Here is an 18,076-nt window from a genome sequence, read left to right on the forward strand (position 1 = left end):
CCCTCCTAAAACAATTTAGTGACGCCCTGAAGGATCCCAGGAAGATTCACTTTAACATTTGTTTCGCCTTCTAAGTAAGGCATGCTTGTTACCCACTTGCCATTATCAAGATTAAATTGCTTTTGTTTTGCCTCAATTTCTTCGTCTGTTAGCCATTGTAATGTATTTGACGGGCAAACGCTCGCACACATTGGTGGAATTCCATCCTTTGACCTGTCGATACACAAATCACACTTATACATTAAATTCTGCTCTGTATCGAACTTTGGTATTCCGTAAGGGCATGCAATAGTACAGTTTTGACAGCCGATACACTTTTCTACAAGAGCCGATAAAACGGCTCCTGTTTCGTGAATTTGGATTGCTTGTGCTGGACAACTTCTCGCACATGCTGGATTCACACAGTGAAGACACATGAGAGGCATTGTTTGACGGTTGACGAGAGGATTGACGTCGTAAACATAGTTACGGTTCCGCTCTTCGTGCCCGCCGCATTGCGTGCAGGCAGCCAAACAAGAACGGCATCCTATACAGTTTTCAAGTTCTAAATATAATCGCTTTTTCATTACTGAACCGCCTTTCTTGCAAGTTTTTCTATCTGCGCTGCACAAGCTTTAAATTCCGGCATCCTTGACATCGGATCTAACGCGGCAATAGTTAATAGATTAATTGATTTATCGTGACCAAAATGGTAAGGAACGAATACTGTATCCTTCCGGATGGCTTCTGTAATTTTCACTTTATATTCCGCTTCGCCTCTGCGAGTAAACAGGCGGACATATTCTTCATGTTCAATCTTGTATTTTGCTGCTGTTTCTGGATGCACCTCTACGTATGGCTCTGGGCACATATCTCGTAAAAATTGAATACGGCGTGTTTGATTTCCAGATAAATAATGGAAGACAACGCGTCCAGTCGTTAAACGTAATGGATAGTCTGCATCCGGCTCTTCAGCTGGCGGACGGTACGGTAAGGCACAAATTTTTGCTTTCCCGTCTGGATGATAGAACTTTTTATCTAGGAACATATGTGGTGTTCCTGGATCGTTTTCGTCTCTGCAAGGCCAGAATACTCCGTCTTGCTTGTCGATTTTATCCCATGTTGCCCCGTAATAGTCAGCATAACCGCCCTTAGATGCTAAACGGAATTCATCTGCCACGTCTCTAGCTGTTTTTAAGTGAGAGAAGTATTTGCCTCTTCCTAAACGTTCGGAAAGTTCCACTTGGATTTGCCAATCTGGCTTTGATTCACCAAGCGGCTCTTGAGCCTTATTGATTTTAATAATCCGGCCTTCTAGGTTTGTCACTGTTCCTTCATCTTCTGACCATGTAACCGTTGGAAGAATCACATCAGCAAATTCCGCCGATTCTGATAGATAGAAATCAGCACAAACCATGAAATCCAAGCCTTTTAAAGCTTTACGTACAAAGTTTAGGTTTGGTGCAGAAACAGCAGGGTTAGAGCAGAGCAGGTATAGACCACGAATGGTTTTTTGCTCCATTAATTCGAACATTTCATAAGCAGAAACCCCTGGCTGCGGCATTTCTTCTGGAGTAATTCCCCATACCTTGCAGACTTCTTCTACATGCTTAGGATTTGTTAATTTACGGTAACCAGGTAGTAAATCTGATTTCTGACCATGTTCACGGCCGCCTTGGCCATTACCTTGACCAGTGAAAGTAGCAACACCTGATTTTGGCCGGCCAATCTTTCCAGTAACTAGCGCCATATTAGTGTAGGCAGACACGTTATCGACACCTTTATGCTGCTGCTCAATTCCGCGGGCGAACATCACAACGGCATTTGGAGCTTTACCGTAGATTTCTGCGGCACGGATAATCTTCTCGACAGCAACTCCGGTAATCCGGCTTGTATATTCTGGAGTAAATTCTTTTACTAGTTCTTTCGTTTCTTCAAAACCATTCGTATGATTATTTACAAACGCTTCATCAGCATAACCGTTTTGGATCAATAGATTTAGGATTCCGTTAGCAAGTGCAAGGTCTGTTCCTGGTCGTAAATCTAAGTGAACATCTGCCCTTCTAGCAACTGGTGTTTCACGCGGGTCAGCTACAATCAAGTAACCGCCTCTTTCTTGTACATTCCAAACACGGAACATTGATGTTGGGTGACATTCCGCTGTATTGCTCCCAGCAATAAACAAGCAATCTGATTCATGGATATCTGTCCATGGTAATGTCGAACCTCGGTCTACTCCAAAAGAACGAAGGAAGCCGCCGGCAGCACTTGACATACAGAAGCGGCCATTATAGTCGATATAGCGTGTTTGCAGTGCAACGCGTGCAAATTTTCCTGTTAGATAGCATTTTTCATTGGTCATGGATACACCACTGAATACAGATAATGTATCTTTTCCATATTTCTCTTGAAGTTCTATAAATTTCTTCGCAATTAAATCATAGGCTTCATCCCATGATGCTTCTCGGAAACCCTCTTTCGTTCCCTTTAAAGAAGCATCGTCACGGATTAACGGTTTTAAAATACGATCTGGATGGTTGGTTTGCTGGTAAGCAGTAACCCCTTTGGGACACATTTTCCCAACGTTTACTGGCCAGTCATAGCGGGGTTCAACCCCGATGATTTTGTTTGTTCTTGTATCTACACGCAAGTTCATGCCACACTGCATACCGCAATAGCTACAATGGCTTTTAACAAGCGTTTCATTTGGATGACGTACATTTTCGATTTCTTTAAAAAATTTATCCCTTGGCATTCTGGTTTGCCTCCTTGACCTTTACTTGATGTGTTGGGAATCCAGAGAATCTAGCAATGCGATATTTTCTGCGGCACTGCAGGCACAATTCGGCAAGATTAAATCCATCTTCCATGTTAAATTCCATTTGGTTTACACCTAAAACATTGATAACATCATTTGATTGTTCGACTGATACAAAGTGATCTCCGCACACTTTACATTTTTTCATTTCTTGTTCTCCGAAATGTTCACGGTAGTTTCTTGCAAAGACACTCATTGGACGGAATGGTATATGGGCTAACTTCCCGAATGGAAGGTAAATTAAAGTGACAATCACGGAAAATTGGTGAATCAGCGACATTTGTGGCTGCATCCATCCATGTAAAAGAACATTTTGGACAGTTAATAAAAGTCCTGTAACAGAAATAAACAATAATAGATAAAGCGGTAAGAAGTCATACATAAATTTTTGTTCTGCTCTTGCCTGCATATTTTTCAAGCGGCGGTGTAGCGCCATACATACGCCTGTAGTAACCATGATCGCTGCAATATTTAGGGCATTATAGGACATCCAAGCAATGATTCCCTCTGCTTTTACATGCATGATGTTCATTCCGAATAAGACGATTGTGTAGTACCCATTGTCTTCCATCGTGAAGTACATCCAGCTGAATACCAGTGGGAAAGTAACTAAACATGCTAGCACACAGCCCCAGCCGATTAAAATATGCTGAACCCATCGGTAAATTCCCCGATTGCGAATGAAATCGTAAATGGCTAAGTGATTTACAGCTGTCTTAGGTGTGCTCTTCCTAAGTAACAGTTTTAAGCCTTTTTTGATAATAATTTTGGTTGGCGGTCTTTCCCCCCATGCTATAAAGCGATAGAAGAACCCACCGATAAAGACGAAGGTTCCGACCACGTATCCGTAGAGGTTTAAGTCGATATGTGTAAACATTCTTGTTCCGATAAATGTTAAAATGACAAGTCCTATGATCGTTAAAAACATGGATTTAGCAAAATGGGAAGCAAAGGCATCATTAACAGAACGTCCCGCTTTTTTTGTCGCTGCTACAGTAGTTGATTGCATTTTTTGATCCTCCTCAAAAAAAATAACACATCCGTTTTTCTTATCTTTATTGTAAGAAAAACGGATGTGTTATCTATATCAGGGAAATCCCCTATTATGCGGGGGAAAAACCCCTAATAAAGTTATTTTAGACAAATTCTTGTCACATTATCTTTGTAAGTATTTTTTTCGCCATGAGTAGAGAAGTAGTGCTAGTCCAATTAGTATTTGTAATGAAAATAGGGTGGCGTCCCAGCATGAATAGGAGCCGAACCCTTCTGTAAACCCAGGTAGGACTTTTTTCCAGGCAAACAGTAATTGTGGGATATAAAAGAAAGTGTATATGCTTACTGTTAATACTACACCCAATAAATAGAATATAGAATATGTTAAGACAGTCTTCTTCTCCCCTGTAAAAACCACTTCTTCATGAACATATGATTTTTTTATAGGAAGCCATCTTTTAATTAATTGTTGAGCGTTCTCCATTATGTTATGGCAACCAGATAAGTTTTCAAATAAATAATAAAGATCAGTCTTCATATAAATACAGCATTGGTAAACAATACGGAGAAATATATTTAACACAACTACAGACATTATTCTCATGAAAATTCCTGATCCACTTACAAAAATGAGTTGACTAATTAAAGCAGAGAATAGGATAACCATATCAAAACATAAGCCGGCGATATATATTACATTACGTTCTTTAGAAGGTAACTTCCAAACTGTGGTGATATCAGACTCAAGTACTAATAAAAACAGCCGATGTCCTACATTTAGATTAGTCGAAAGGTTTTGTGCCCTCATTGCTAATATATGACCGAATTCGTGAATTAACACGGAACAAAAAGTTAGAACAAGAAAAGCTATGATACTAACAACCATATAATTAGAAATGAATAAATCTTGGTAATGAGGAAATAGATTTGGGTGGGTAACTAATAGAAACGCGTTTAAAATGAACAATATAACATAAAAAAACAGTGCGACCTTATTAAAAAAGAACTTCCCTACCTTAGGTGAAAGCCACAAAAATCCGAGATGTTCTTTTTTATTTTCCTTTTGTTTAGAAACAATCTCTTGTCCATCGATTATGGCAATCAGCTGGAGATCTAAAAGCTGTTCAGCAAAATCAATAAGGTTAACGTCTTCTTCCGGATACTTTTCTTTCAACCTCTGCTCGATATCCCCTAATGAAAGACCATTGTTCAATAAATCAATTGCATTAATACAAATCTCTGGCATTTCATAAAACTCACCAGAATTTATATCCTCAACAATAAAGTGTTTTTTCTCTTCTCTAATTTTGATAGGGACTAATGTAAGTTTCGAAAAAAGGGTTATATCCATTATAAACCACCCTTCCTGATGTTTATCAAATAAAGAAGGATGCAAGCTTTTGCTAGCACCCTCCCATTTTATTTATCATCCAAACCAGCAAACCCAACATAAACTAGTTGCTTTAATTTTTTTTAATTTCCGGATTTTCAAGGATATCACCTCCTTAAATTAGTAAATTACAAGATTATTGTTTTCATCAATCGTATTTACAGATGTATCATGGAGCTCTCTCCAAGTTGGATAAACCTGCTTAAATAATTCAACTAATTCAGGATCAAACTGAGTGTTTTTCCCCTCTAATATCCGTTTGTATGCTTCATCAACTGACAAGGCATTTCGATATGATCGATTCGAGGTCATCGCATCAAAGGCATCTGCGATTGCAGCAACCCGAGCCAGAAAGGGTATTTCCTCCCCCTTTAATTGATCAGGGTACCCATTCCCATCCCATCGTTCATGGTGCGAGCGTATAACATCAATACTACTATTTAAACCTACCACCTTTGATACGGCATCTGCCCCAACATTAGTGTGAGATTTAATTATTTCAAACTCTTTATCAGTAAGCCTAGATGGTTTCATTAATATTTGGTCAGGAATATGGATTTTTCCAATATCATGAAGTAAACATGCAAATTCAAAATCTTTTAATTGTTCTTCTTTATATCTTCCTGTTGCTTTTGCAAGTTCAAGTGCATAACTCGCCACTCGTTCACTATGACCTCTTGTATAAGGATCCTTAAGTTCAAGTGTCGCTATTACTCCTTTTACAAGACCAGTTAATTGTTGATCATAAGATGATTTTATTGCATTCACATAAGATTGAAATCTTGATAATAAAATAAATGAAAAAACGGAAAGAGTGACCGCTAAAATAATGCCTATGACTACATTTGGTGGATTAATAATTAGTCCCACTATCATATATTTAAATATGATTCCACACGAAACAACTATAACAAAAGGTTTACTAACGAAAATTGCAGAGAGTAACAGCCAAAAGATTTCTACGGCACTACCACCAGGATATTGGGAGGGGTCTCCCGAGTAAGTCACTAAATCATTAATTAATGAAATAATAGTATAGGTTAAAAAGTAGATATATTTAATATAATGTGTTTTTTGTTTTTTGTTTAAATAGTGTGCCACCGGCAGTAATGCAATTGTCAATAAATATAACCAGTATATAAGACTTCCTAGTCCTCCCTCTAATTCTGTATTACGTCTAGAGATGAAGGAATAAATGATATCAAAAGCAATAGATATTATATAGAATAAAACCAAAAACCATTTTAGAGTTCGGGTTTCAGCATTTCTTAAATTAGGATCAATTTTTGGTTGTTTTTTCATTTGGTAAACCTCTCGTAAGGATCATAAAATATTCTCCTTTTAGGTAGTAAGTATTATATTGACGAACTGAAAGCTAAATTTTTTGACACTTTCCTACATTATAAAACATTTAAATTAATTAAAGTACAATAAATCAAGTCGATTTATGAATAAATAAGAAATATTTTGGTTTAACGTAAAGGATATTCATTTTTTTCTAACAAGTTGAAAAATTTAGTTAACCACTAATTTCCTTTATTATTAATCGGTAAAATAACTTTGATTTTAGTTCCCTCTTTTAAGGAACTTTCGATCTTAATTTCCCCTAGATGATCTTTTATAATTTGGTTAGTAACCATTAAGCCTAAACCTGTTCCATCCTTTTTTGTAGTGAAAAAAGGCTCACCAAGATTTAAGATGTCTTCTTCAGCAATCCCCATACCTTCATCCTTAATTGAAATTAATAATTTCTGCTGTTTTTCAAAGACCTTTACTTGAATGTGAATCCGGCCGCCTTCAGGCATCGATTCAATTGCATTTTTAATTAAATTAATAAAAACCTGTTTTAGTTGTTTTTCATCACAATCAATCGGGGGCAATGGTCCAGCAATAATAGTTTCGACAGTTACACCTTGTCTTTCAGCCTGCTGCTGGGTAATCGATAGGGTATAGGCAATAATTTCCTCGATGCTTGCCTTTTCAAATTTAATTTTTTTTGGTTTTCCTATATACATAAGGTCATCAACAATTGAGTTGATGCGGTCGATTTCCTCAATCATAATTGGAAAATAGTTATTAGTCTTTGGATAGTTTTCCTGGTGGAACTGAGTAAATCCTTTTAATGCTGCGAGAGGGTTCCGAATTTCATGACCAATAGCTGCTGCCATTTGACCAATCACCGCGAGTTTCTCCTTGTTCTTTAGTTCCTCGTAAACATCAGTTAACGAATGAATGTAAGAATAAAACCTTACCAAAACAGTTAGAGCAATTCCTGATAAAATTAAGTAAAGTAATATGGGAAAAACAACATTGATATCCTGCAGTATTAGACCTATTAATATATATTTCCCAATGATTCCTATAGCAGTAAACCAAAAGTACTTCTTATTTACAAATATAGGTGCAAATAGAATACAGAGGACCTCTACTATATTCCCAGTTGCAAAATGATGATTTGTTCCAATATACCTAATTAAGTTATCTATAATATCAATCATTAGGAAGGCAGTTAAATATAGATATTTAATTAAGAAAAGCTTCCCTTTTTTGAATTGGTAAACAGCCAAAAAAAGGGGTAACAACATTAAAAAATATAAAGATAGTCCTAAACCATCTCTGGAAACTTCAACACTGCCACCAATGTATAACCTAATATAGTAGTAATACACATCCCAAACATAAAAAAGCAGGTTAAATAAACATAAAAAAAGGATTATCGCTTTTTTTTCTTCAGCAAATAATCTAAGATTATTGCTACCTTTTTTCATATAGCTAACTCCTTAATATTTAAATAATAATAGATCAAACTAGTTCTCTACTCCTATTCTACCATCTTTCACGAATCCAAATGACAATATTTTTGTTTACTCGATAATTTCCGACAATATTCGATAAAATTATAACAAAAAAAAGAACTTGCCAAAAAGCAAGTTCTTTTTCCTGTTGACTAGCTGACTTTCTTCATGCGCTTAACTTTATCATTTAACGTTGAATGCCTGCGTCCATATCCGAAGTAAACAAATAATCCAATTACTAACCAAACAGCGAAACTGATCCATGATAGAGCTGGAAGCTGAAGAGCTAAATATCCACAGAATAAGAAAGCAAGAATCGGGATATATGGTACAAACGGTACACGGAAACCAGTTTTTGGGGTCTGCTTGTTTTTACGTAGATACAATATTCCAACTGATACAGTCATAAAAGCAAATAATGTACCGATGTTTACCAACTCTGCAAGTCTTCCTAAAGGAACTAATCCTGCGAAGATTGATACTAAAATACAAGTGATCCAAGAATTTATCATTGGTGTTTGCTTCTTTTTATCTACCTTAGAGAATACCTTTGGCAGTAATCCGTCACGGCTGATTGCATAAAATAAACGTGTTTGTCCATAAATCATAACTAATAAAACTGTAGTGATACCGGCAATTGCTCCTAAAGAGATGAAACCTGCTACCCAATCCTGGTGAATATAGTTAAGAGCAAAAGCCACGGGATTTTTAACTCCTAGCTGTTGATAAGGAACAATCCCAGTTAAAATGGCAGATACAATGATATATAAAACCGTACAAACTAATAGAGAGGCAATAATACCAATCGGCATATTTTTCTGTGGATTTTTCACTTCTTCTGCCGCTGTAGAAACAGCATCAAAACCAATGTAAGCAAAGAAGACAGTAGCTGCTCCAGTTGTCACACCAGAGAATCCAAACGGCATAAACGGAGTCCAATTACCTGGTTTTACATACCATACTCCAACAGCGATAAATAATACTACAACTGCAAGCTTAATAATAACCATAATAGTATTTAATCGAGCTGATTTTTTTACACCTTGTGTTAGTAGCATTGTGATAATGAAAACAATTAAGATCGCTGGAACATCAATATAAGTTCCATTTGCAGGATTATAAGCACTTGTAATTGCTTTAGGAAAATGAATTCCAAACCCTGCTAACAATCCTTGAAAATAGCCCGACCAACCGCTCGCTACAGCTGATGAAGCAAGTCCATATTCCAGAATTAAATCCCAGCCTAATATCCAAGCTATGATCTCACCAAAGGTCGCATAGCTGTAGGTATAGGCACTTCCGGAAACCGGGACCGTTGAGGCAAATTCTGCATAACATAGGGCTGCAAATACACATGCTAATCCTGATAAGATAAAGGATAGTATTATTGCAGGACCCGCATGCTCAGCAGCTACTACTCCTGTAAGAACAAATATACCCGTGCCGATAATAGCCCCAATCCCGAGCATGGATAAATCGAATGCACCCAACTCTTTTTTTAAGTTTACATCTTTTTGACCAACATCTTGAATAAGCTGTTGGATTGATTTTTTTCTAAATAAATCCATTATATAACCCCCTTGGGTTTAATTTCTAAAATTTCTGAAAAGAGTGCCCAAAAACTTATATTTGAATAGTATAATGATTTTTCAGAAAAAGCAATAAATTTTAAAAAAATATATTATTTCAAAATAGTTCCAATACAAAAATTCCCACATGGAAGCATCTATACATCTTAATTTTCACTATATCCACATGTTTTACTTATTGGTTTCATTATTTTAAAAAAGTAATTTTTGTATTCTTAAGAAACGTTAGTAAAAAAGGTTAGCTCTTACCACTTATACCATTTTCAAGTGTGCTTAGTTACGCAGTAATTAAAACAATAACAATTACATCACCAATATTTCTTGACACATCGATTAAAACAGTGTATTATTATTTTTTGTACTCCAAAAATAAAGAGTAACTTGTAATAGATAAGATTAATGCAATGTAAGAATTTTTTTCTGGCATTCTGCTTATGTTTTAAGATAAAAACTTATTCACACTGGATCGGCTTCGGAGCCGTTAGGATGTAAGAGAGGTAGGGCTTACGTCGTTTAGGTATAAAACCATCAGGTGGAAGAATAACCGCGGCAAACTTGTTTTTATTAAACAATTACAATAAATAGAATTTTTACCTTGCAATGGCTGATATTAAATGACAACAACCATTCACAAGTTACAATAGATTCTAACTAAATGAATCTTCTTTAAAAGAAGGCAGAGGGATTTTCCCTCTGCCTTCGCCCAATTTTACCAATAAAAAATGTCCTGTATCAAATACAGGACATTTTTTAATTTTTTATAACGATTGCTTGCTTGCCCATTTGCTCCCAAGCCTTAATAAAACTTTCACGGTTTAATTTCTTATTTTTCCCACCATATGGGTCATTAATATAGATATAATTTTCATCATATCCAGTTATGGCGACACTATGTTCGCTAAAGGTAATTTTAATTTTACCCTGGGGTGTATTCCAGGTTTGAAAAACAGAGATTGGAGCAAAGCTGGACGTGGTAATTATCCAAACAGGACGCCCTTGTCCCACCTCTTTTAAAATATCAGTAAATGGTTTACCCGTAAGATTTACTGCTCGATCGCCGACATATTTCTTTGTTAGTTCGAAAACAGGTCCATTATATACTCCAAGCCCAGGTCCATGTGCCATATCTCCAACAAACCCAATATTAGGATTTCCTTTTTGGCCATTACTATAGGTTAACGGGACTGTTTTAATATTTTTAGCTAACTCATTTTTCGTTACCTTTACACCAGAATAGTTAAGAATCATCGCAAGGCTTGTTACCTCACAGCCATTGTAAAGAAGCGGTTGATCCATTTGCATAATTAAAGGCACATCCAGTTTAATACTATCTGGTAAGCTGGGAGCTACCTTCGCCTGAAGAACTACTTCTCTTGTTTTTAAGGGAACAGCCTTAAACGTCTTTGCAAATGCTTGCTGCTCAGACATGACCGCAAAAATCGTTTTGGTCCCAAAAACGGTAAGCGAGAGAATCACTATGATAATTAGAAATTTTTTCATAGGCAGATAAACCATTCCTTGTTAGATTCTTTGCTGATGATGTAAAAATTAGTAAGATACTATTATATAACATTATCAAATTATGCTAGTTGTTTAAAGGTAAAACTTTACCAAATTTAATCATAAGTGTCTTTTCTTAATTTTTCCTTAAAAAAGGGAAGCATGGAGACGGTTCTTCTGAAGCAGAAGAACCGTCCCCACGCTTCCTAAACTTTTATCCTTGAATGTTTAATTTTTTTAGCAATCTGATTAATAACTTCTGAAAAAACTAATCCAAAGGCAATTGAACCTGCCAGCATTAGCACTCGTGCTGCTAGAGCAATCGCATCGTTATAGTTATTTTCTACAATATTTCTCATCGCGTCATACGCCAGACCGCCAGGGACTAATGGAATAATGCCTGCTACACTAAAAATAATCACCGGCATCTTATAGAGCTTCGCCATTTCTTGGCTGAGGAGCGCAATAAAAATTGTTGCAGCCAATGTGGCTGCTATTGGATCATGGTTATAACCTTCGAGAAGAAAATAAATTAACCATCCGCCCATCCCGATTAAACCGCATTTTATTAAGGATTCTTTTGGGGCATTAAATAGTATCCCAAATGCTGCTGTAGCCAGGAAACTGGTAATAGCCTGCGAAAGAATGTCCATTCTCGTTCACCACCATGCTATAAAAATGATAATACAAACGCAATTCCGGCCCCAATCGCAAACGCCGTCAGAAAGGCTTCAGCCCCTTTTGACAGACCTGAAACCAAATGGCCGGCCATTAAATCACGGATGGCATTGGTCACTAAAAGCCCCGGAACTAATGTCATGACTGAGCCAATGATAATCGTATCTAATTTATGCCCCAAGCCGATCCTAACAAATAATAATGATAGTAACCCAATTACAAATGAAGCTAAAAACTCTGAAAAGAACTTAATCGGCACAAAGCGATGAAAAGCAATAAAGCTTACATATCCTGCTCCACCAGATATCATTGCAGGGATAAAATCGTTCCAGCCGCCGTTAAACATAATCATAAAACAACCACTGGCTATTGAGGCTGCTGCTACTTGGTATCGCATTGGGAAAGTAACATTAAGTTCTTCAATATCCTTTAATTTGTTCAAGGCTTCGTTCAAGTCCAATTCCCCGCTGCTAATACTCCGAGAAATACTATTCACCATGGCTACTTTTTTCAAATCGGTTGACCGTTCTGATATTCGGATAAGTTTAGTTTTAGTTGGTTCCGATCCTTCTGCTGAGAAAATGATTCCCGTTGGAGTGACATAACTATGTGATTTTTCAATCCCAAAGGAAGCTGCGATCCGCATCATGGTATCTTCCACGCGATAGGTTTCTCCGCCGCTTTGAAGCATAATCTTCCCTGCAAGCAAGCAAACCTCCATGATTTCATATGTCTGTTCAACTATTTTTTCCATCTATTTCTCACCACATATTTCAACATTTATTATCAGTTTAAAGAAAATAAGTGTTCGAAGCAATCTGGCGAAAAATAATAAGCAGCCTTATCATTAGGTTGGCTGCCTGTTCGGATTATTGTTTCCAGATTTTCATAAACACCAGATTCAAGATTACCACTACCCTATAAAGGGAAGCAAGTGTTGTTTTTTCAGTCAAAAGCAAGGCAACAAAAGGCAATCCAAAAACGATGAGTTCTAAGAAAAGAAAGGGAATTACCCCTCCTATACTTAAATATTCATTCGTCATTTGTGTATTCAATATAGGCGCAAACCTTTTTCTGTCCCAAAATACAAACCCGCTTATGCAGCAATTAAATCCCCAAAAAATAATATGGAAGTTTTAGGCGGGTTGCTCCTACAACGCACATATAAATTTCATTTTGAACAAAAAATGAAGATAGTTGATCTTTGGATGTAATCCACTGCATTTTTAATTCAAATTTAAAGTCAAAAAAGTTTCAAAACAATAATTATTTCAGGTACAATTATGATATAAGAAATATTTTTTCATATTATTTATTACTTAGAAGAATTTTTTCTCCAGTCAAAAACTTCTAATTAATATTAAAGGAGATTTTCTAATGGATAACCTATCTTACTACCTTGGCGTAGATATTGGAACAACTAGTACTAAGACAGTTCTTTATAAAGATAAAGGGACGGTCATTAGTATGCACCATGTCGAATATCCACTATATAGCCCAACCCCATCTATTGCTGAGCAAGACCCGGAAGAAATTTTTAGGGCGGTGGTGGAAACCATTAAAGTGGCGATCAAGAAGGGGGAAATTGATTCCCAGAAAATTAAACTTGTCTCTTTTAGTTCCGCAATGCATAGTGTCATTGCCATGAGTGACGAAGATAAACCGCTTACCCGCTGTATAACTTGGGCTGACAGCCGGGCAACTGCCTGGGCTGAAACGATTAAAAAGGAACTAAACGGACTCGCTATTTATCGAAGGACTGGAACACCTGTTCATCCGATGTCACCATTAAGTAAAATTACATGGCTGCGCCACGACGAGCCTAAACTCTTTAATCAGACAAATAAATTCATCGGGATAAAGGAATTTATATTCCATAAACTATTTGGCAAATATGTCGTCGACTATTCCATTGCATCGGCAACAGGAATGTTTAACCTTGAAGAGCTTGCTTGGGATGCTGAAGCCCTAGAAGTAGCTGGGATTAACGGTGATAAACTATCCGAGCCTGTCCCAACTACCTATTATTTAACAGGCTTAAAAGAGGAGTTTGCCAAAGAACTTGGACTATCTATAGAAACACCTTTTGTAGTGGGGGCTAGCGATGGTGTTCTTTCCAATTTAGGCGTTAATGCCATAGACCCTGGTGTAGTAGCTGTTACGATTGGGACAAGTGGTGCCATCCGGACGGTGACGGATCGACCGGTTACAGATCCAAAAGGAAGAATTTTTTGCTATGCGCTAACAGAAAAACATTGGGTTGTTGGCGGTCCGGTGAACAACGGCGGCATGACCTTCCGGTGGGTGCGTGACCAGTTGGCATCAGCCGAAGTGGAAACAGCTAAGCGCTTGGGAATTGACCCTTATGAAGTATTAACCAAAATCGCTTCAAGGGTTGCTCCAGGTGCTGATGGCCTTATTTTTCATCCTTATTTGGCCGGTGAACGCGCGCCACTTTGGAATGCCCATGCAAGAGGATCCTTTTTTGGCCTTGGACTTCATCACAAAAAAGAGCATATGATTCGAGCTGTACTCGAAGGTGTAATCTTAAATTTATATTCTGTCTTACTTGCGCTTCAGGAAGTTATTGGAGTGCCCACCAAAATTCAAGCAACAGGCGGTTTTGCACGGTCTGAATTATGGCGGCAGATGATGGCAGATATTTTCAACCAGGAGGTTGTAGTCCCAGAAAGCTTCGAAAGCTCATGTCTGGGTGCAGTCGTTCTAGGTATGTATGCTCTTGGGGAAATTGAGGATTTTTCAATTATGTCTGAACTAGTTGGTTCAACCCATGCCCATCAGCCAATCGAAAGTAATGTAGAAATTTATAACGACTTAACACCTATCTATATCCGCGTCTCACGCGTTTTAGAAAATGAATATGGTCCTATTACAAGTTTCCAAGAGAAGTGGGTAAAGTAACCTCTTTTGAACCTAAAAAAAGCAAAGCATCCGGATTAAAATCCGGATGCTTTTTTTCTAACCTATTATTTTGTTTCAACTGCATGTCCACCAAATTCGTTTCTTAAAGCAGCGACAACTTTACCTGTAAAGGTATCTTCTTCGAGTGATCGATATCGCATCATCAGTGACAAAGCCGTTACAGGCATTGCTGTTTGAAGTTCAAGAGCAGTTTCAATTGTCCATTTACCTTCTCCTGAAGAATGCATAATTCCTTTAATAGAATCAAGTTTAGGATCTTTAGAAAAGGCGTTTTCCGTTAGTTCCATCAGCCAAGAGCGGATAACGGAACCATTATTCCAAACTCTTGCAACCTTTTCATAATCAAAATCAAAATCGCTTTTTTCCAAAACTTCAAACCCTTCCGCAATTGCCTGCATCATTCCATACTCAATTCCATTATGAATCATCTTTAAGAAATGGCCGCTGCCGATCTTGCCTGCATACAAGTAACCATTGTCTACATTGATATCACGGAAAACTGGTTCAATCGTGCTGAAGACCTCCCTATCTCCGCCAACCATCATGCAGGCGCCTTCCCTTGCTCCAGCCATACCGCCGCTCGTACCTGCATCGAAGAAATGTATGCCTTTTTCTGCAAGTTCCTTGCCTCTCTGGATGGAATCTTTATAGTGAGAATTCCCTCCATCAATAACGATATCCCCTTCCGCCAGCTCGTCCTTTAGCTCCTCCACCACTTGTTCAGTGATAGAACCCGATGGAACCATAACCCATACGATTCTAGGAGTGGAAAGTTTTTTTACCAGGGCAGAAATAGATTCAGCCCCAACTGCTCCCTCTCCACTAATTTTTTTAACAGCTTCCTTATTTACATCAAATGCAACCACATTATGTTTATTTTCCATCAAATTAAGTGCAAGATTATAACCCATTTTTCCTAGTCCTATTAAACCGATCTCCATTTGGAAAAACCTCCGAAATAATTTTTTCTTTATAATTGTATTATATGAAAATTTTTTTCTTAAATCAATTAATACTTGAAAAAATATTTTTTCAGATAATTTCATGCTATACTTAAGATACGATTTTTTATAGAGAGGATACCAATTTATGGCACAAAACTGTTTGGGAAAGATACGCTCTTATTACGCACGTCTAAGTGAAAAAGAAAAAAAAGTTGCAGATTATATCTTAAAAAATCCTGAAAAAATTATCCATAATACAATCAATGAAGTCGCCGAAGATTTGCAAGTGGCTGATGCGACGGTATTTCGCTTTTGCAAGCGGATAGGTTTTAAAGGTTATCAAGCAATGAAAATCGCTCTTGCTTCCGAAATTATCGAACCCATACAGCAGATTCATGAGGAAATCAATGAAAACGATAATGAAAAAACAGTAGCTGATAAGATTTTTCATTCTAATATCAGAACATTAGAAAACACCTTACAGATCCTTGACGGCAATTCCATTCAAGATGCTGTTAGTCTGCTAATGAAGGCCAACCGGGTTGAATTTTATGGTACTGGCGGATCAAATGTGGTGGCTATGGACGCTTTTCATAAATTTGTGCGCACAGGAATTAAAGCGTTTGCATTTATCGATTCCCATTTTCAACTTATGTCAGCTTCTCAGTTAGGAGAAAATGATGTAGCAATAGTAATCTCCCACTCGGGGACAAATAAAGACACCCTAAATATATTAAAGACGGCTAAAAAAAATGGGGCAAAAACGATCGGCATTACAAGTTATCCAAAATCGCCCATTTGTCAGTATTCGGATGTTGCACTCTATACGAGTTCAGAAGAAACAGAATACCGTTCCGAGGCCCTTTCGTCGAGAATAGCCCAATTAAGCCTTATTGACGCACTTTATGTGAATATAATGGTCCTTAATAAAGAAAAAGCAAAACACTCTCTCGGAAAAGTAAGACAAGCAATTTCTCATACAAGAATGTAGATATTTAAAGAGGATGACCTAAATTAGGCCATCCTCTTTATTTTATACAAAAATGTTAAGAATAAGTGCACCTGCAAACGCAATGAAGGATAAAATCGTTTCCAGTACAGTCCACGTTTTAAAAGTTTCTTGAATGGAAAGACCCAAATATTCTTTCACCATCCAGAAGCCTGCATCGTTAACATGAGAGAACATTAACGAACCTGCTCCCGTGGCGATAACAAGTAATTCTAAATTAACACCTGACATATTAGCTACGATTGGTGCCACAATTCCAGCAGCAGTTGTTAAAGATACCGTAGCCGAACCAGTTGCAATTCGAATTAAACCAGCAATCAAGAAAGCTAATACAAGTGGAGATAATGACATTCCTTCAGACATCGACGCAATGACCTTCGCCACTCCGCTTTCAATAAGGATCTGCTTAAATCCACCGCCTGCTCCGATTATTAATAGAATAGAACCAACTGGTAAAATGCATTCCTCTGTAAAATTCTTAATTGCGTTTTTATCGATTCCCTGACGGAAGCCTAAGAAATAAAAGGCAAAGAAACATGAAATCAATAAAGCAATGATTGGACTACCAATAAATACTAAGAACTTTTCAAAACCAGCTGGTACAGGTAAATATGGTGCTGCTGTTCCTAAAATCATTAGGATAACTGGCATTAAGATAGTAAGGAAAGAAACACCTACACTTGGTAATGACTTTTTGTCTTTATTGTCATCAACACGCACTAATTCTGGTTCTCCAACCGGTACGACACGTTTGTTGATATATTTAGCAAATAATGGTCCACCGATGATTCCCGCCGGGATCGCAATGATTAATGAGTAAAGTAATACTTTACCAAGGTTTGCCCCATAAAGACCTATAGCCGCAATCGCACCAGGGTGCGGAGGGACAAGTCCGTGGACAATCGATAAACCCGCAATCGCTGGTAAACCAATTAATAAAATATTTTGTTTTGATGCTTTTTGAATTGAAATAACAAGCGGTAATAAAATTAAAATTCCAACTTCAAAGAAGACTGGGATCCCAATGACGAACCCTGATAGAAACATGGCCCAAGGCAGTTTCTTCTCACCAAATACTTTTATGAAGAAATTAGCTATTTGTAAACCTGCTCCAGATTCAGACAACATTTTTCCTAGAATTGTTCCCAAAGCCAAGATACCGACTAAGTGCCCTAAGGTACCGCCAACTCCTGTTTCGTAAGCGGCAACAATTTTATCTAAACCCAATCCTGACATAATCGCCAAGAATAATCCTGCTACTGTTAAACTAATAAACGCATGCCACTTAAACAATGAAACTCCTAAAATAACAATAACAATTGAAACAAGTGTAATGAGTAATAAATAGGCATCCATTTGATTGCCACCCCTCTAAGTTTTAATCGATTTTTGTAGAATCACCATGAAAGCACTTCCAACAAAATTGATTATACGAAAA

The 18,076-nt window shown here is 37.3% G+C and carries 14 protein-coding genes; 2 read left to right on the forward strand and 12 right to left on the reverse strand.

Going from position 1 to position 18,076, the window contains the following annotated elements:
• Positions 1 to 5: 5 nt before the first annotated feature.
• The 10 genes from AAHB15_RS05785 to AAHB15_RS05830 all read right to left on the reverse strand — a co-directional run bounded on the left by AAHB15_RS05785 (position 6) and on the right by AAHB15_RS05830 (position 12,496).
• Positions 6 to 566, reverse strand: coding sequence for a 4Fe-4S dicluster domain-containing protein (locus AAHB15_RS05785; RefSeq protein WP_098527312.1), 561 nt, complete (start codon positions 564 to 566; stop codon positions 6 to 8).
• Positions 566 to 2,734 (reverse strand): molybdopterin oxidoreductase family protein, encoded by a 2,169-nt coding sequence (locus AAHB15_RS05790; RefSeq protein WP_342041968.1) that lies wholly within the window; start codon positions 2,732 to 2,734, stop codon positions 566 to 568. The genes AAHB15_RS05785 and AAHB15_RS05790 overlap by 1 nt, the downstream gene beginning before the upstream one ends.
• Complete coding sequence (locus AAHB15_RS05795) at positions 2,721 to 3,806, reverse strand: hypothetical protein (RefSeq protein ID WP_342041969.1); 1,086 nt, start codon at positions 3,804 to 3,806, stop codon at positions 2,721 to 2,723. Before AAHB15_RS05795 ends, AAHB15_RS05790 begins: the two co-directional genes overlap by 14 nt.
• Before the next feature lie 147 nt (positions 3,807 to 3,953).
• The gene (locus AAHB15_RS05800; RefSeq protein ID WP_342041970.1) at positions 3,954 to 5,141 is read right to left on the reverse strand and encodes a hypothetical protein; all 1,188 of its coding nucleotides are present in this window, start codon (positions 5,139 to 5,141) and stop codon (positions 3,954 to 3,956) included.
• A gap of 159 nt (positions 5,142 to 5,300) precedes the next feature.
• Positions 5,301 to 6,482 carry an HD-GYP domain-containing protein gene (locus tag AAHB15_RS05805; protein WP_342041971.1) on the reverse strand — a complete coding sequence of 394 codons (1,182 nt, stop codon included), beginning with the start codon at positions 6,480 to 6,482 and terminating at the stop codon, positions 5,301 to 5,303.
• Positions 6,483 to 6,706: 224 nt separating this feature from the next.
• Complete coding sequence (locus tag AAHB15_RS05810; RefSeq protein WP_342041972.1) at positions 6,707 to 7,948, reverse strand: ATP-binding protein; 1,242 nt, start codon at positions 7,946 to 7,948, stop codon at positions 6,707 to 6,709.
• Between the two features lie 179 nt (positions 7,949 to 8,127).
• Complete coding sequence (locus tag AAHB15_RS05815; protein WP_342041973.1) at positions 8,128 to 9,543, reverse strand: amino acid permease; 1,416 nt, start codon at positions 9,541 to 9,543, stop codon at positions 8,128 to 8,130.
• Positions 9,544 to 10,314: 771 nt separating this feature from the next.
• Positions 10,315 to 11,064, reverse strand: coding sequence for a C39 family peptidase (locus tag AAHB15_RS05820; RefSeq protein WP_446715844.1), 750 nt, complete (start codon positions 11,062 to 11,064; stop codon positions 10,315 to 10,317).
• A gap of 206 nt (positions 11,065 to 11,270) precedes the next feature.
• The gene (locus AAHB15_RS05825) at positions 11,271 to 11,717 is read right to left on the reverse strand and encodes a threonine/serine exporter family protein (protein ID WP_335574748.1); all 447 of its coding nucleotides are present in this window, start codon (positions 11,715 to 11,717) and stop codon (positions 11,271 to 11,273) included.
• A gap of 17 nt (positions 11,718 to 11,734) precedes the next feature.
• A complete protein-coding gene (locus AAHB15_RS05830) occupies positions 11,735 to 12,496 on the reverse strand; it encodes a threonine/serine exporter family protein (RefSeq protein WP_342041974.1) in 762 nt (253 codons plus the stop codon).
• Positions 12,497 to 13,119: 623 nt separating this feature from the next.
• Between AAHB15_RS05830 and gntK the strand changes: the two genes are divergently transcribed.
• Positions 13,120 to 14,664 carry a gluconokinase gene (gene gntK, locus AAHB15_RS05835; protein ID WP_144563272.1) on the forward strand — a complete coding sequence of 515 codons (1,545 nt, stop codon included), beginning with the start codon at positions 13,120 to 13,122 and terminating at the stop codon, positions 14,662 to 14,664.
• A 65-nt stretch (positions 14,665 to 14,729) separates the two neighbouring features.
• Here the strand turns inward: gntK and gnd are convergent, their stop codons facing one another.
• Positions 14,730 to 15,626 carry a phosphogluconate dehydrogenase (NAD(+)-dependent, decarboxylating) gene (gene gnd / locus AAHB15_RS05840; RefSeq protein ID WP_342041975.1) on the reverse strand — a complete coding sequence of 299 codons (897 nt, stop codon included), beginning with the start codon at positions 15,624 to 15,626 and terminating at the stop codon, positions 14,730 to 14,732.
• 148 nt (positions 15,627 to 15,774) lie between these two features.
• Between gnd and AAHB15_RS05845 the strand changes: the two genes are divergently transcribed.
• Entirely contained in the window at positions 15,775 to 16,620 is an 846-nt protein-coding gene (locus tag AAHB15_RS05845) for a MurR/RpiR family transcriptional regulator (RefSeq protein WP_144563274.1), read from the forward strand.
• 42 nt (positions 16,621 to 16,662) lie between these two features.
• On the opposite strand, the gene AAHB15_RS05850 is transcribed toward AAHB15_RS05845, so the two are convergent.
• On the reverse strand, positions 16,663 to 17,994 hold the full coding sequence (locus AAHB15_RS05850; protein ID WP_335574753.1) for a GntT/GntP/DsdX family permease: 1,332 nt from the start codon (positions 17,992 to 17,994) through the stop codon (positions 16,663 to 16,665).
• Positions 17,995 to 18,076 lie beyond the last annotated feature (82 nt).

The organism is Bacillus sp. OTU2372, assembly GCF_038440275.1.
GTDB lineage: Bacteria > Bacillota > Bacilli > Bacillales > Cytobacillaceae > Neobacillus > Neobacillus bataviensis_B.

What these genes read in the sequence shown, in the direction of transcription:
- AAHB15_RS05850 (WP_335574753.1), bottom strand. Translation starts at nt 17,994, where the DNA reads ATGGATGCCTATTTATTACTCATTACACTTGTTTCAATTGTTATTGTT.
- AAHB15_RS05820 (WP_446715844.1), bottom strand. Translation starts at nt 11,064, where the DNA reads ATGAAAAAATTTCTAATTATCATAGTGATTCTCTCGCTTACCGTTTTT.
- AAHB15_RS05815 (WP_342041973.1), bottom strand. Translation starts at nt 9,543, where the DNA reads ATGGATTTATTTAGAAAAAAATCAATCCAACAGCTTATTCAAGATGTT.
- AAHB15_RS05810 (WP_342041972.1), bottom strand. Translation starts at nt 7,948, where the DNA reads ATGAAAAAAGGTAGCAATAATCTTAGATTATTTGCTGAAGAAAAAAAA.
- AAHB15_RS05830 (WP_342041974.1), bottom strand. Translation starts at nt 12,496, where the DNA reads ATGGAAAAAATAGTTGAACAGACATATGAAATCATGGAGGTTTGCTTG.
- AAHB15_RS05795 (WP_342041969.1), bottom strand. Translation starts at nt 3,806, where the DNA reads ATGCAATCAACTACTGTAGCAGCGACAAAAAAAGCGGGACGTTCTGTT.
- AAHB15_RS05825 (WP_335574748.1), bottom strand. Translation starts at nt 11,717, where the DNA reads ATGGACATTCTTTCGCAGGCTATTACCAGTTTCCTGGCTACAGCAGCA.
- gntK (WP_144563272.1), top strand. Translation starts at nt 13,120, where the DNA reads ATGGATAACCTATCTTACTACCTTGGCGTAGATATTGGAACAACTAGT.
- AAHB15_RS05790 (WP_342041968.1), bottom strand. Translation starts at nt 2,734, where the DNA reads ATGCCAAGGGATAAATTTTTTAAAGAAATCGAAAATGTACGTCATCCA.
- AAHB15_RS05800 (WP_342041970.1), bottom strand. Translation starts at nt 5,141, where the DNA reads ATGGATATAACCCTTTTTTCGAAACTTACATTAGTCCCTATCAAAATT.
- gnd (WP_342041975.1), bottom strand. Translation starts at nt 15,626, where the DNA reads ATGGAGATCGGTTTAATAGGACTAGGAAAAATGGGTTATAATCTTGCA.
- AAHB15_RS05805 (WP_342041971.1), bottom strand. Translation starts at nt 6,482, where the DNA reads ATGAAAAAACAACCAAAAATTGATCCTAATTTAAGAAATGCTGAAACC.
- AAHB15_RS05785 (WP_098527312.1), bottom strand. Translation starts at nt 566, where the DNA reads ATGAAAAAGCGATTATATTTAGAACTTGAAAACTGTATAGGATGCCGT.
- AAHB15_RS05845 (WP_144563274.1), top strand. Translation starts at nt 15,775, where the DNA reads ATGGCACAAAACTGTTTGGGAAAGATACGCTCTTATTACGCACGTCTA.